Annotated in this window: 11 protein-coding genes; 10 read left to right on the plus strand and 1 reads right to left on the minus strand. The window is 68.6% G+C overall.

Translation table 11 applies throughout. The features are described from left to right. Positions 1 to 6 precede the first annotated feature (6 nt). Positions 7 to 1,341 carry a GntT/GntP/DsdX family permease gene (locus tag PK98_RS12065; RefSeq protein WP_039097647.1) on the plus strand — a complete coding sequence of 445 codons (1,335 nt, stop codon included), beginning with the start codon at positions 7 to 9 and terminating at the stop codon, positions 1,339 to 1,341. Further along, the gene (locus PK98_RS12070) at positions 1,326 to 2,375 is read left to right on the plus strand and encodes an SMP-30/gluconolactonase/LRE family protein (RefSeq protein ID WP_039097129.1); all 1,050 of its coding nucleotides are present in this window, start codon (positions 1,326 to 1,328) and stop codon (positions 2,373 to 2,375) included. Before PK98_RS12065 ends, PK98_RS12070 begins: the two co-directional genes overlap by 16 nt. Positions 2,376 to 2,422: 47 nt before the next feature. On the opposite strand, the gene PK98_RS16050 is transcribed toward PK98_RS12070, so the two are convergent. Continuing rightward, positions 2,423 to 6,970 (minus strand): Calx-beta domain-containing protein, encoded by a 4,548-nt coding sequence (locus PK98_RS16050; RefSeq protein WP_161792440.1) that lies wholly within the window; start codon positions 6,968 to 6,970, stop codon positions 2,423 to 2,425. A gap of 202 nt (positions 6,971 to 7,172) precedes the next feature. On the opposite strand from PK98_RS16050, the gene PK98_RS12080 reads away from it, so the two are divergent. The 8 genes from PK98_RS12080 (at position 7,173) to nadC (ending at position 14,420) form a co-directional block, all read left to right on the plus strand. Next, positions 7,173 to 7,898 (plus strand): sterol desaturase family protein, encoded by a 726-nt coding sequence (locus tag PK98_RS12080; RefSeq protein ID WP_039097130.1) that lies wholly within the window; start codon positions 7,173 to 7,175, stop codon positions 7,896 to 7,898. An 8-nt stretch (positions 7,899 to 7,906) separates the two neighbouring features. After that, the gene (locus tag PK98_RS12085) at positions 7,907 to 8,347 is read left to right on the plus strand and encodes a DUF2141 domain-containing protein (RefSeq protein ID WP_235425501.1); all 441 of its coding nucleotides are present in this window, start codon (positions 7,907 to 7,909) and stop codon (positions 8,345 to 8,347) included. 98 nt (positions 8,348 to 8,445) lie between these two features. Then, on the plus strand, positions 8,446 to 9,255 hold the full coding sequence (locus PK98_RS12090) for a PAS domain-containing protein (protein ID WP_152608650.1): 810 nt from the start codon (positions 8,446 to 8,448) through the stop codon (positions 9,253 to 9,255). 65 nt (positions 9,256 to 9,320) lie between these two features. Then, positions 9,321 to 10,691, plus strand: a complete 1,371-nt coding sequence (locus PK98_RS12095; protein WP_052208621.1) for a M48 family metalloprotease — start codon at positions 9,321 to 9,323, stop codon at positions 10,689 to 10,691. Positions 10,692 to 10,700: 9 nt separating this feature from the next. Next, on the plus strand, positions 10,701 to 11,420 hold the full coding sequence (locus tag PK98_RS12100; RefSeq protein ID WP_039097131.1) for a DsbA family protein: 720 nt from the start codon (positions 10,701 to 10,703) through the stop codon (positions 11,418 to 11,420). Positions 11,421 to 11,488: 68 nt separating this feature from the next. Continuing rightward, positions 11,489 to 12,703: a sensor histidine kinase gene (locus PK98_RS12105; protein WP_039097132.1), complete on the plus strand. Its 1,215-nt coding sequence runs from the start codon at positions 11,489 to 11,491 to the stop codon at positions 12,701 to 12,703. Further along, the gene (locus PK98_RS12110) at positions 12,700 to 13,494 is read left to right on the plus strand and encodes a LytR/AlgR family response regulator transcription factor (protein ID WP_039097133.1); all 795 of its coding nucleotides are present in this window, start codon (positions 12,700 to 12,702) and stop codon (positions 13,492 to 13,494) included. Before PK98_RS12105 ends, PK98_RS12110 begins: the two co-directional genes overlap by 4 nt. 47 nt (positions 13,495 to 13,541) lie before the next feature. Beyond that, positions 13,542 to 14,420, plus strand: coding sequence for a carboxylating nicotinate-nucleotide diphosphorylase (gene nadC, locus PK98_RS12115; RefSeq protein WP_039097134.1), 879 nt, complete (start codon positions 13,542 to 13,544; stop codon positions 14,418 to 14,420). The last annotated feature ends 36 nt before the right edge of the window (positions 14,421 to 14,456 follow it).

A 14,456-nucleotide genomic window follows, 5' to 3' on the forward strand; every position in this document is an offset into this window, starting at 1 on the left:
ATGGGCATGGGTCCCGTCGTGCTGATCGTGCTGGGCAGCATCGCCGCGCTGATCGTGCTGGTGCTGCGCTTCAAGGTGCCGGCCTTCATCGCCCTGCTGGTGGTCGCGCTGGGCACCGGCCTGGCGCTGGGCGGCCAGCCGGCCACGGTGCTGGAGGCGGTGCGTAAAGGCACGGGGGAGGCGCTCGGCTTCGTGGCGGTGGTCATCGGGCTTGGCGCCATGCTGGGCGGATTGCTGGAGGCGAGCGGCGGTGTCGCCGCGCTTGCCCACCGGCTGCTGGCCGCCTTCGGCGAGGCGCGCGCACCCTGGGCGCTGACCGCGATCGGCATCATCGTCGGCATTCCGCTGTTCTTCGATGTTGCCTTCATCGTGCTCGCGCCGCTGCTGACCACCCTGTCGCTGCGCGCGAACCGCCGGGTGACCTTCTTCGCGCTGCCGCTCCTGGCGGCGCTGATGGCGATGCACGCATTGCTGCCACCGCATCCCGGACCTGTCGCCGTGGCGGAGCTGATCGGCACGGATTATGGCCTGCTGGCATTCTACGGCCTGCTGTGCGGCATTCCGGCGGCGATCATCGCCGGGCCGGTGTTTGCCCGGCTGGCGCATGGTGCGCCCGGTTTCGGCGACCAGGCCCTGCCGCCACAGTTCGATGCCGACGCACCTGCCACCGCATCCATCGGCTTTGGCCCGGCGCTGGCGGGGATGCTGGTGCCGCTGGCGCTGATCATGATCGCCGCCGCCGCCGATAGCTGGCTGCCGGACGGCGCGTTCAAGAATGCGGTGCTGTTCATCGGCCACCCGTTCGCTGCGCTGATCATTGCCTGCGCCTTTGTCGCGATCTGGCTGCGCAAGGTGGTGGGAGCCCCGTTGCAGACCATCTCCGACATCATGACCCGCGCGCTGGGGCCGGCCGGCCTGATGGTGCTCGTGGTCGGTGCCGGCGCCGCCTACAAGGAGGTGCTGATCCAGTCGGGCGCGGGGGAGCGGATCACGGCGCTGGTCGCCTCCGCCAACCTGTCGGTCATGGTGTTCACCTTCCTGCTGGCCGCCTTCGTGCGCATCGCGCAGGGCTCCGCCACGGTGTCGATGGTCACCGCGGGCGGCCTGGGCGCCCCGCTGATCGCAGCGGCCGCATTGTCGCCGGGGCAGGTGGCGCTGGTCACCGTGGCGATCGGCGCGGGCGCGACCGTGGTCAGCCATGTCAACGATACCGGCTTCTGGCTGGTCAAGCAGTTCCTGGGCCTGACAGAGGCGCAGACATTCCGGAGTTGGACCCTATGCTCGACAATCGCCGGCCTGACCATGTTCGCCATGGCCGCCCTGCTATGGCCCTGGGCGTGACCAGCCGCCGCACCCTTATGGCAGGGGCGGTCGGGCTGGCCGGCATGGCGGCCCTGCCGCTGGCCGGATGCGCTGCCCGGCTGGCAGGTGCGCCCGCCGGGCAACAGGTCGGCGGGGTGGAGATGCTGGACCCGGCGCTGGCCGCCATCATCGACCCGGGTGCCCGGGCGGAGCTGCTGGCCACCGGCTATGCCTGGGCGGAAGGGCCCGTGTGGGTGCCGGCCGGCTACCTGCTGTTCAACGATCCGGGCAACAACGTCATGTACCGGTACCGCCCGGGCGGCACGGTCGAGGAGTTCCTGCGCCCGTCCGGCCTGCAGACCCCCGTTCCGCCGGAGATCCGCGAGGCGGGCGCCAACGGCATGGAGATCGATGCGGCCGGCCGGCTGGTGATCGCCGACAGCGGCACCCGCGCCATTACCGCGATCGACCTTGCCACCAAGGCGCGCACAGTGCTGGTCGACCGGTTCGAAGGCCGGCGCTTCAACAGCCCAAACGACCTGACGATCGCCCGCAATGGCGCGATCTACTTCACCGACCCGCCCTACGGCTTCGCCGCGGCGGACGATTCGCCCTTGCGCGAGGTACCGCATAACGGGCTTTACCTGCGCGATCCGGATGGCCGGCTGCACCTGCTGGACACTCACCATCGTCCCAATGGGGTCGGCCTGTCGCCGGACGAACGCACGCTGTACCTTGCCCTGTCGGACGAGGCGCGGCCGCAGGTGCTGGCCTATGCGCTGGGGGCCGATGGCAAGCCGACCGGGGCGCCGCGCCTGTTCCACGACATGCGTAGCCACCATGCCGCCGGGCGGCCTGGCTTGCCGGATGGGATGGATGTGGCGGAGGATGGCACGATCTTCGCCACCGGGCCCGGCGGCGTGCATGTGCTTTCGCCCGGCGGGCGGCTGCTCGGCATCATCGGCACGGGTACGGCGATCGCCAATTGTGCGGTCGGCCGGGCGGAGAATGGTGGGCGCTGCCTGTACCTGACCGCCCACACCACCCTAGCCCGCATTCCCCTGCGCGGCTGACGCGCGGGTTGCAGCGGGGCGGCCGGTGCCGCCCCGCCTGTCAGCCCTCAGGCCCAGTGCAGCTCTTCGATGCGCGCCATGCTGGTGGCCTCGCCGACCTGGCCAGCCTGGGTGATCGAAGCGACCTCGCCCCGCATGTCCGCCGCGGAGACGCCGATGAAGTCCGCGACCAGCTCGCCACGGAAGAACATCTGCGCCCCTTCGGAGCTGTCGAGGAAGGTGACGTTGCGCGTTGCCACGCCCAGCTCCAGCCGGTCATCCGCGACATTGTAGTCGAGCACCCGGTCGACGCCCTCGTTGATGCCGGCGAAGCGGAACGTATCCGCGCCATTGCCGCCCACCAGGATGTCGTTGCCGCGGCCGCCGACCAGCAGGTCGGCGCCATCGCCGCCCTCCAGGTAATCGTCATCATTGCCGCCCAGCAGCACGTCGTTGCCCGCGCCACCATACAGGTAGTCGCTGCCCGCGCGGCCTTCCAGCTGGTCGTCGCCGTCATTGCCGAACAGGTAATCGTCCAGGTTGCGGCCCGTGATGATGTCGTTGCCGGCCAGACCCGTGATGCTGTTCGACTGGTCGGCCCGGCCGTTCAGCGTGTCCGCCTGATTGCCGCCGTACAGGAAAAAGGCGGTCGCCACGCCATCCTGCACCAGCTCGATCGAGCGAGGCGTGAACTCGTACTGCTGCGAGGCCAGCACTTCGCGGGCGGTGGTGTCCTCGATCGTCGCAACCGCCACATTGTTGGCATAGACGATCGTGTCGCCGGCCACCTCCTCGTACCGCACCCGGCCATTGCCCAGCGAGTTGATGCGGAAGCTGTCGCCATCTTCCCAGTCGGTGATCGTGGCGTAGCTGGCATTCAGCAGGGCGCCACTCACCACGAAGGTGTCGTTGCCCGCGCCGCCTGTCAGCGTGTTGTTGCCGCGGCCGCCGAACAGCGTGTCGTTGCCGGCCAGACCTAGCAGCACGTCGTCACCATCGGTGCCTGTCAGCACGTCATCGCCGGCGGTGCCGGTGATGGGCGCCGGGCCGAAGTCGAAGTTGAAGCGCGCCACCACCGGGTCGTGGTCGCTCGCCCGGTCGGCATCGGCGTATTCGGCATTGATGTGGACGATGTCCACTTCGGCATTCGCGTACAGTCCGCCGGTTGCCAGCAGGTTGTCCAGCGACTGCGAATTGCCTTCGAACAGGTACGAATAGACCTCCTCCGACGGCAGCAGCGCCTCGGGCAGGCTGGTGAACACGCCACCCTGCGTGGGGTCGGTCAGCTGCCGCTGGAAGGCTTCGAAATAGAAGCCGTTGAAGTCGCCGGCGACCACGTACTGCCCGCCGGGATCGGTTGCCAGCTGGTCATTGACCCAGGCCTTCACGGCGCCGGCCTGCGCCAGCCGTGCCGCATCACCGGCATTGGCCGCCGGCTGCGTGCTGCCATACAGCGGATCGCTGCCGCCGCGCGAAGTGAAGTGGATGTTGATGGCGGTGAACTGCTCCCCGAAGAAGTCGAAGGTCGCCACCAGCGGGCTGCGGCTGCCGTTGAAGGCCGCATTCTCGATCACCTGCAGGCTGCCCTCGACCAGGCTGACCCGTTCCGGATTGTAGAAGTACCCGTTGCGGATGTTGCCGCCCGGCTCGCCGCCGGTGCTGCCCGGCACGGTGGGCGCGATTTCGGCATAAGCGTAGGTCGGGCCCCCGGCATCCTGGATGGCGCGGATCAGCGCGTTCGCCGTCGCCACCGCAGTCAGGTCGCTGCCGCCACCCGGGCCGTCGGCATCCTGCAGCTCCTGCGCGGCGATGATGTCGGGGCTGCGCAGATTGTTCACGATGTCGGCTGCCAGCTGGTCGAACCGGTCGAACGAGCCGTCGGTGCTTTCCTCGGCTGCGTCCAGGTTCTCCATGTTGTAATTGGCGAAGGTCAGGCTGTCGGCATCGCCCACCAGGTCGGTCACTTCGCGCGCCAGCGTGGTGTCCAGCGTGGTCGTGACCGCTTCCGTCACCAGCACTTCGTAGAAGTTGAACGAATAACCGACCACGCCGGTCACGTCGCTCAGCTGGTCGCCGGTGGTGTAGTCGGGATTGAAGCCGGCCAGCAGCCCATCATCCAGCTGGATCTTCTCGGGGTTGTAGTCGCCTTCGGAGATGGTGATGCCGCCGCGATCGTTCACGCCGGTCGCGCCCTGACCCAGACTGGCGACTACGTCGGTCTCACCGAAATTGTTGGTGCTGGCGACCACCTGCGGCGTCTCGATCGTGACGCGCATGCCTTCCAGCGATTCCCAGAAATCGATGCCGTCGGTCGTCGGGTCGAAGCTGGTCAGGCCGTCATCGTCGATCACGGAGGACGGGGGCAGCACGCCGTTGGCACCGATCAGCACGGCCGCGGGCAGCGCCACGCCCGATGCCGTGACGGTGACGGTCGGGTTGATGATCTCCGTCAGGCTGAGCGCGCCGGCCCCGCCCTGATACTCGGTCACCTGCCCGCCGACATTGGCGCGGTCGCCCACCGCCACGGCCGGCGCACTGCCGGTGAACACGAAGATCCCGTCGGAGGTGGCGGCGTCGCCGTCGCCCGTCTCGTCCTGCAGGTAGAAACCGTTTCCGGCGACCGCCGTCACCACGCCGGTGGTGGTGACGATCTGCCCGGCAAAGGCGGACTGGTGACCCGCGCCCTGGATCTGCATGATGCTCAGCGTGACCGGATCGTCATTCACGATCAGGCCGATGGCGGTGCCGTCGGTGATGGTGACCTGCCCCTGCGGGTTGCCCAGCGTCAGGGTCAGCGTCTCGTTGCCTTCGCCCACCGTGTCGCCGGCCACCGGCACGGTGATGATCGCGCTGGTCTGGCCCACGGCGAAGGTGACGGTGCCCGCCAGCACCGCACCCGGTGCCAGGTCGCCCGCATCGGCGGTACCGTCCAGCGCGATCGTGTAGTCGACGCTGGCCTCGCTCCCCAGCCCGCCGGCGCGACGCACGACGAACTGCAGCGCGGTGGTGCCGTCATCGCCTTCGGTGACGCTGGCATCCAGCACCCGGATCTGCCCGGTCTCGCCCGCGCCGATGATGTCCTGTCCGGCATTCAGCGTGCCCGCGGTGGCGGTAACCGGACCGGTCCAGTCGAAGTCGGCCCCCGACGCACCCGCGCCGGTGCGCTGCAGCGACAGCCCTTCCGGTTCGCCCGCCTCGGCCACGCCGATATCGGTGCTGGTCAGGCCGACCGCAGGGCCGTCGGCAGCGGTGATCACGCCTTCATAGGACAGGAACTCGACCACGGTGCCATCGGGTGCGATCAGCGCCAGACCGTCGGCCGCGCCATTCTGGATGGCGTTGACCGGCAGCGGGAAGGCCAGCGCGCCGAAGCCCTCGCCCTCGTCGTCGATCACGCCGGACAGCACCAGCGTGCGGTAGCTGGTCGCCGCATCCGCGCCATTGCTGCCATTGTAGAACACCACGGTGTAGCCGGTGAGATCGGTCCCGGCCGCGCCGGCGATCTCCACCAGCTCGTTGTCGTCGGTGCCGGCATCGTCGTAATGCAGCTCGTTGATCCAGACATTGGCGCCCGGCTGCGGCGCGCCCGCATCGTCGTTGGTGATGGTGCCGGTGGCCGTGGCGCCGCCGATCGACGCGCCGCCGACAGGATCGGTCAGGGTCACGGTGAAGCTTTCGTCACCTTCGATCACCAGGTCGCCCGCCACGTCCAGGGTGATGGTGGCGGTGGTCTGTCCGTCGGCGAAGCTGACGGTGCCGGCAAAAGCCTGGCCCGCAGCGAAATCGGCCGCATCGGCGCTGCCGAACCCGACTGCCCACGCGGCGGAGACCGCCCCGTCGCTGCCGCCGCTGCGGGTCACGGTGAAGCTGATCGCGGCCGTGCCGCTGTCACCTTCGGCCACGGTGGCATTGCCGATGGCCAGGGTGCCGGGGACCGGTTCCGGCGTGCCGCCGCCAGCCGCCGTGGTCACCACGATATTGTCCAGTCCGAACTCGTCGCGGCTGCCGCTACCGCCGACATCGTCGCCGGCGAAGCGCAGGAAGAACGTCGCCCCGGTCGCAACGGTGCTGCCCAGCGTGACGGTGCCGGCGCGGGCGAAGGCCTGTACGCCCAGGCCGTCTGCCGCCTCGGGCGAGACATAGTCGAATGTGCTGACCCGGCTCCAGCTGCTGCCATCGGCGGACACTTCGACATACAGGCTGTTGGAACGGGCTTGGTCGTTCAGCACCAGCAGGTCGTAGCCGAGCTGGAAGCTGGCGCTGGCCGCGCCGCTGTTCACCAGCGCGATGGTGAAGGTGCCGGGCGTCCAGTCGGTGCCGCCGGGCTGGATCCACAGGGCCGTGTCGCCTGCGCCGCGATCCAGCGCATACAGGCCGCCGGTGGTGACGCCGCCGGCGGTGATGCCGCGTGCATAGTCGCCGCTGGCGAAGGTGCCGCCGAACGTGCCGTTCCCGTCGCTCATGCCCGTCAGCACATAGGTGTCGCTGTCCAGCTGACCCGCGGTCGGCGCGGCGGCAAAGCCTGCACCCGTGTAGCCGGTGAAATCCTGCGCCAGCAGGGTGATGGCGGCATCGTCCGCCGCGGCGAAGGGGGTCGAGAAATCGATAAAGGCCATGATCGTCAATTCCCTGGATGCAGGCATGATTCGCGGGCCGGCCGTCAACGGTCCGCCTGCGCATGGTGATAGCGTTACGAAAGGATTGCGAAAGATATGCGACAGATCACGTAACGGAGATGCGCTGCCATCAACCCTGTCGCGCAACGTCCGGCTTTGCTAAGGGCGGAGGCATGGCCGCATCACCTGCCCTTCCCCTGCCATGCTGAGCGCGCTGATCGCGTCGGCGGCGGCGATGGTGGCGATCGTGGGCGTGCGATACCTGCTGGTCAGCGGCGCCTTCGCGCTCGCCACAGCGCGCGTGCGGCCAGGGCTGTACAATGGCCTGAAGCCGCAGATCCGGCGGGAGATCGCCTGGTCGCTGTCGGCTGCGGTCGTCTATGGCGTACCGGCGGGCATCATCGCCTGGGGCTGGCAGGAACGTGGCTGGACCCGGATCTACGCCGAATGGGACGCGATGCCGCTGTGGTGGCTGCCGGTGTCGCTGTTCCTGTACCTGTTCGCGCACGACACCTGGTTCTACTGGACGCATCGGCTGATGCACCGTCCGCGATGGTTCAAGGTGATGCATGCGGTCCATCATGCCAGCCGCCCGCCCACGGCCTGGGCGGCGATGGCGTTCCACTGGACCGAATCGCTGACCGGTGCGCTGGTGATCCCGGTGCTGGTCTTTCTCCTGCCGGTCCACGTTTCGGTGCTGAGCCTCGTGCTGACGATCATGACCGTGATGGGCGTCACCAATCACATGGGTTGGGAGATGTTCCCCAGGGCGCTTGTTCACTCGCGGTTGGGCAACTGGCTGATAACCGCCAGCCACCATCAGCGGCACCACGAAGAGTACAAATGCAATTACGGTCTGTATTTCCGGTTCTGGGATCATCTGTGCGGCACCGATCGCGGCCTGTCGCGGCGCTGGCAGCAGCCCTGACGATTCCGTTGCTGGTCGGCGCCGCGCCGGCACCCGTGCCGGCACCGGCCCCCGCCCGGATACCGCACGGCGTCACGGTCAGCGTGGCGGTGACCGCGCTGCGCAACCATGACGGCATGGTGATGGCGTGCATGACCACGAACGAAGGCCGCTTTCCGCGCTGCCGGGGGGATACGGCATCCTACCAGGCCAACGTGCCGGCGGATCACGCGCCGCAGACGGTGATCATCACCTTCCCCGACGTGCGCCCCGGCACCTATGCCATCGCGCTGCTGCATGACGAGAACGGCAATGGCCGAGCGGACAAGACCGCGATGATCCCACGCGAAGGCTTCGGCTTCTCGCGCGATGCCCGGGTGCGCATGGGGCCGCCCACCTTTGCCGATGCCGCCTTCACCGTCGGGACCCGGCCGGTGCAGCAGACCATCCGCATGCGCTACATGCTGTAGGATCCAGCGTCGCGGCTGGCGCCTCTTTACCGAACCTTCATGCCCCCTTCGCCATGGTCTGGCGGATGATTCCCGACCAGCCGCATGAGGGGCATGCAATGGATTTCCGGCCCGTGATCGCCGACACCGCCTTCCTGGCGGACCACCAGCCTGACGATGATGGCGGGCTGACCTGCGCCGCCGGTTTCACGGGCCATGGCGAGCGCCGGATGCAGGTGCGTGCCTACAATTACTGGGTCAGCCTGCTGGCCGATACCAGCCTGCCGCGGATCGACCTGCTGGACCCGGCGACCCTGCCCGGCTTCGCCGCCAATGCCGTGCTGCTGCATGTGCCGGACGATACGGCGGAGCCGGCGATCGCCTGGCTGGGTGCGGCGCTGGCGGCGGAATGCGGCGTGGCGGCCGCCACGCTGACGCACCTGCACGATGCGCCGGCCGGATCGCTGCTGGAACGGGTGGACGATCATTATCGCGCCATCATCGACAGCGGCGCGCCCGCCGGGTTCGAGGCGGAGTTCGTGGGCCTGCGCGGCGCGACCATGCTGTATCGCGGCATCCTGCTGCCCTTCACCGCCACCGGCACGCACCCCACCCATGTGCTGGCGGTGATCAACTGGAAGGAGCTGGCGGGCGAGCAACTGGAAGCGCAGATCGCGCGCGAGATGGCCCGTGCCCTGCGCCGCGATCGCGCGCCGCTGAGCCCTACGCTGCTGACCGACTGGGCCGACGGCCCCGGTCTGCCAGCGCCGGAGCCCGCCCGGGCGCCCATTGCCGCATTCTCGCCTCGCGAGCTGGTGCTGATGCTGGTGCACCGCGATCCTGCGGGCGGCGAACAGCTGCTGGGCGAGGTCCCCGCCGACCCCCACCTGATCGCCACCGCGGCGCAGCGCATGGGCCTGCTGGTCTAGCAAGCGCGTGGCAGGCAGCCGACCTTAACGCTGTATTCAGCCATTCGGTGTTGGGGTCTGCCACGATGCATGTGACTCTTCGCCGCTTGCCGGTGCTCGCTCTGGCCGTGTTCGCGCTGCTGCTGTCCGGCACCCGTCCGGTGCTGGCGCAATCGGTGCTGCGCGATGCGGAGACGGAGGCGCTGCTGCAGGACCTGATGGCACCGCTGTCGGAAGCTGCCGGGTTGCATCCCAATGCGGTGGAAGTGGTGCTGCTGAACGATCCCAGCATCAATGCCTTCGTCGCCGGTGGGCAGCGGATCTACATCCATTCCGGCCTGATCAACGCGGCGGGTACCGCCAACGAGGTACAGGGCGTGCTCGCGCACGAGCTGGGCCATATCCAGGGCGGCCACATCGTGCGTTTTTCCGAAGGGGCGGGCGCGGCGACCAACATCACCATCCTGTCGCTGCTGGTGGGCGTCGCCGCCGCGCTGGCGGGCGCCGGGGAGGCAGCGATGGGCGCCATGATGATGGGCCAGCAGGCGGCGATGGGCTCGTTCCTGGCCTTCAGCCGCGCGCAGGAGGCGAGCGCGGATGCCGCCGGCGTGCAGTACCTGTCGGATGCCGGGATCACCGGCAAGGGCAGCCTCACCTTCTTCGGCCGGCTGCAGAACCTGGAATACCGTTACGGTTTCAGCCAGGACGACGATGCCACCTTCAGCCGCACCCACCCGCTTTCGGGCGACCGGATCAGCCGGTTGCAGGCGGATTACCAGGCCGATCCGGCATGGGACACCCCGCCGGACGCCGATCAGCAGCGCCGGTTCGAACGGGTGAAGGCCAAGCTCTACGGCTATCTGGCCAAGCCGTCCGATACGCTGAACCATTACCCGACCTACCTGACCGACGCGCCCGCCCGCTATGCCCGGGCCTATGCCTATCACAAGGATGCGCGGATGGAGCTGGCGCTGGCGGAAACCGACGCGCTGATCGCCAGCGACCCCGACGATCCGTACTTCCTGGAACTGAAGGGGCAGGTGCTGCTGGAATCGGGCCGCCCGACGGACGCGCTGCCGTTGCTGCGCCAGGCGACGCAGATGACCAACAACAATGGCCTGATCGCCGGCACCTTCGGCCATGCGCTGATCGCGACGGAGGACAGCCGGAACCTGGAGGAGGCGGAACAGGTACTGCGGGCGGCGGTGGGTCGCGACAGGCTGAACCCCTTCGCCTGGTACCAGCTGGGCGTCGTCTATGGCCAGCGTGGCGACATCCCGCGGGCGCAGCTCGCCAGCTCCGAACAGCTGATCATGAGCGGGCAGCCATCGGCCGCGCTGCAGAACGCCGAGGCGGCAAACCGCGCCTTGCCCGAAGGCTCGCCCGACTGGTTGCGGGCACAGGATGTCGCCCTGCAGGCACGCGCGCAGCTTGAACGGGCGCGGGAGCGGGACTAGGCGCAAGCCATGCGCTGGCTGCTGACGATCCTTGTCGCCCTGGTTGCCGGTTTCGCCGGTGCCGCGGGCTGGAGCTTTTCGGGCCTGGGCGACAGCCGCACCCGCGATTACCTGCTGGCCAATCCGCAGGTGCTGCCGGAAGCGATCGCCCTGCTGCAGCAACGTGAACAGCAGGGCCGGATCGAACCGCTGCGGGCGGAGCTGGAGCGCCCCTTTCCCGGCGCGGTGCTGGGCAATCCGCAAGGCGCGGTCACGCTGGTCGCGTTCAGCGATTATGCCTGCGGTTTCTGCCGCCGCAGCATGGACGATGTCACCGCGCTGATCGCCGCCAATCCGGACCTGAAGGTGGTGATGCGCGAATACCCCATCCTGTCCCCGGCCAGCGCCGATGCCGCGCGCATGGCGCTCGCCGCGGCGCAGCAGGGCCGCTACCCCGCGTTTCACGATGCGATGTTCCGCCTGGGTCCGCCGTCGGACGCCACGATCGCCGCCGCCGCCCGCACGGCCGGGCTGGACCTGGCCCGCGCGCAGGCGGATATAGGCGGCGGCGCGATCGAGCAGGCGCTGCAGGCCAATGCCGCCATGGCCGCGCAGCTGGGCATCAGCGGCACGCCGGCCTGGATCGCGGGCAACCAGTTCCTGAACGGGGCCGTGGGGCAGCAGGCGCTGGCCGAGGCGATCGACGCCGCGCGTACCGGCCGCAGCGCGCCCGCAGGGGCAGCAAGCTGAACCCGCTGCGCCCTTCCGCGCGCCGGCAGGATGCGCGGTCCGGCCCTGGCGCCAGCCAGTCCGCCGCGCTGTCCCGGCTGCATTTCACCCCCGCCGCCCCCTTCTTCGCGGACAAAAACCGCGCCTTCTGGCGGCTGCAGCTGATCGGCTGGGGCGGCGCCATGCTGCTGCATGCCGTCACCAGCATCGCCAATGGCCGGCCGGCCAGTTTCCTGGTCATCGTGCTGATCCAGATGGTGACGCGCCTTTCCATCAGCCTGATCCTGTCCGTCGTCTTCGGCCAGCTGATCCACCGTCGCCCGCTGGTGACCTGGAGCTCCACCGCGCTGGCGCTGGGCGTGGCGGTGATCGTGTCCGCCGCGATCAATGGCTGGGTGCTCAGCCTGTACCAGGCGCAGACCAGCGACACCGGCTTCGCCGGGCTGGTGCTGGGCGTGTTCTACCTGGACCTGACGCTGCTGGGCGCCTGGTCGGCGCTGTATTACGCCATCAACTACTTCCTGCAGGTGGAGGAACAGGCCGACCGGCTGGAACGGCTGGAGGCGCAGGCGACCAGCGCGCAGCTGGCGATGCTGCGGTACCAGCTGAACCCGCATTTCCTGTTCAACACGCTCAATTCCATCAGCACGCTGGTCCTGCTGAAGCAGACGGAACCGGCCAATGCCATGCTGACCCGGCTGTCCGCCTTCCTGCGGCACACGCTGGTGGCGCAACCCGGCGGCACGGTGACGGTCGCGCAGGAGGTGCACACGCTGCAGCTCTACCTCGATATCGAGCGGATGCGGTTCGAGGAGCGGCTGCGCACGCAGTTCCGGGTCGATCCCGCCGCGGTGCACGCCGCCATCCCCAGCCTGCTGCTGCAGCCGCTGGTGGAGAACGCGATCAAGTACGCCGTGTCCCCGCAGGAGGAGGGCGCGCGCATCAGCCTGACGGCGCAGGTGCTGGGCGGCCGGCTGCGGCTGGTGGTGGCCGATACCGGCCCCGGCACGCAAGGGCGCGCGCTGGCGATGGAGCAGCCCGCCAGCCGCACCGAGTCCACCGGCGTGGGTCTGGCCAATATCCGCAACCGTCTGGCGCAGGCCTATGGCGACGATCACCGTTTCGAGATCAGTACGCCGCCCGAAGGCGGCTTCACCGTCACCATCGAGATTCCGTTCGAAGTGCAGGCCGATGGCGCACCGGCCGATCACCCGTCGCAGCCGTTCGCCGCGCATGTGAAACCTGCCATCGCCTCGCCCGTTCACAACCCACCGGCCCACAGGGCATCGGGGAGCCAAGCATGACCATTCGCACCATCCTCGTCGACGACGAAAAGCTCGCCATCCAGGGTCTTCAGCTGCGGCTGGAGGCCTTTCCCGACGTGGAGGTGATCGCCACCTGTGCCAACGGACGGGAGGCGATCCGGGCGATCAAGACGGAGAAGCCCGATCTGGTGTTCCTCGACATCCAGATGCCGGGGTTCGATGGTTTCTCCGTCGTGAAGGGCGTGATGGAGATCGAACCGCCGCTGTTCGTCTTCGTGACTGCCTATGGCGAACATGCGATCCGCGCGTTCGAGGCCAACGCCGTGCATTACCTGATGAAGCCGGTCGATCCGGACATGCTGGCCGACACGATCGAGCGCGTACGCCAGCGCCTGGCCGAGAAGCGCTCGAGCGAGGAAGCCGAGAAGCTGAAGGACGTGCTGGCCGAGGTCGCGCCCGACGCCGTGGAGAACATGCCCACGGATGACGAGGCTGCCGGCCGCTACGAACGGATCATCAACGTCAAGGACCGCGGGCAGATCTTCCGCGTGGATGTCGGCAGCATCGAGCATATCGAGGCGGCCGGCGACTACATGTGCATCTACACCGGCGACAATTCGCTGATCCTGCGCGAAACGATGAAGGACCTGGAGCGCCGGCTGGACCCGCGCGCCTTCCAGCGGGTGCACCGTTCCACCATCGTCAACCTGGATCAGGTGCGCCAGGTGAAGCCGCACACCAATGGCGAATGCTTCCTGGTGCTGCAGTCGGGTGCGGAGGTGAAGGTCAGCCGCTCCTACCGCGACGTGGTCGCCCGCTTCGTCCATTGATGGCAGGCCATGCTTGAGGGCGGCGGGAAAAACCGCCATCTGACGGCATGCCCTACTCGCACCACAACTTCGATCTGCCCGGCCTTGACCTGGGGGCATTCGTCGACGCCGTTCTGAACGAGGATCTGGGCACGGGCCTGCCCGGTGGCGGACGCGACGTCACGGCCGAAAGCGTCATTCCGGCCGATGCGCGCTTTGCCGGGATCATGGCCAGCCGCGATCCGATCGTGGTGGCCGGGCTGCCGGTCGCCTGCGCCTTCTTCTCCGCGCTGGATGACGGAATCGAGATCGAGCCGCTGGTGCAGGACGGCGAGCAGGTGCCCGCCGGCACCACGCTGCTGCGGCTGACGGGCAATGCCCGCGCGCTGCTGACCGCGGAACGCTCTGCTCTCAACACGGTGCAGCACCTGTCCGGGGTTGCCACCCTGACGCGGCGCTATGTCGATGCCATCGGCGCCGGAGCGCGCTGCACCCTGCTGGACACGCGCAAGACCATCCCGGGCCTCCGCCTGCTGGAGAAGTACGCCACGCGGCAGGGCGGCGCGCAGAACCATCGCATGGGCCTGTGGGATGCGGCCATGATCAAGGACAACCATATCGCCGTGGCGGGCGACGTGGCGGAGGCGGTGCGCCGTGCCCGCGCCGCCGGAATCGCGCGAATCATCTGCGAAGTGGATCGCCTCGACCAGATCGAGCCGGCGCTGGCGGCCGGCGCTGATCACCTGCTGCTCGACAACATGGCGCCCGATACCTTGCGGCAAGCGGTCGCGCTGATCGCCGGGCGAGCTGTGACCGAGGCGAGCGGTGGCGTCACGCTGGACACGATCGGCGCCATGGCCGCCAGCGGGGTCGACCATGTCTCCGTCGGCCGCCTGACGCAGAGCGCGCCTGCCGCCGATATCGGGCTGGATTTCACACCATTGTGAGGCGGCCCTGGCCCATCAGGGCCTTTGCGGTTCTGT

This window comes from Croceibacterium mercuriale, assembly GCF_000802385.1.
Taxonomy (GTDB): Bacteria; Pseudomonadota; Alphaproteobacteria; order Sphingomonadales; family Sphingomonadaceae; genus Croceibacterium; species Croceibacterium mercuriale.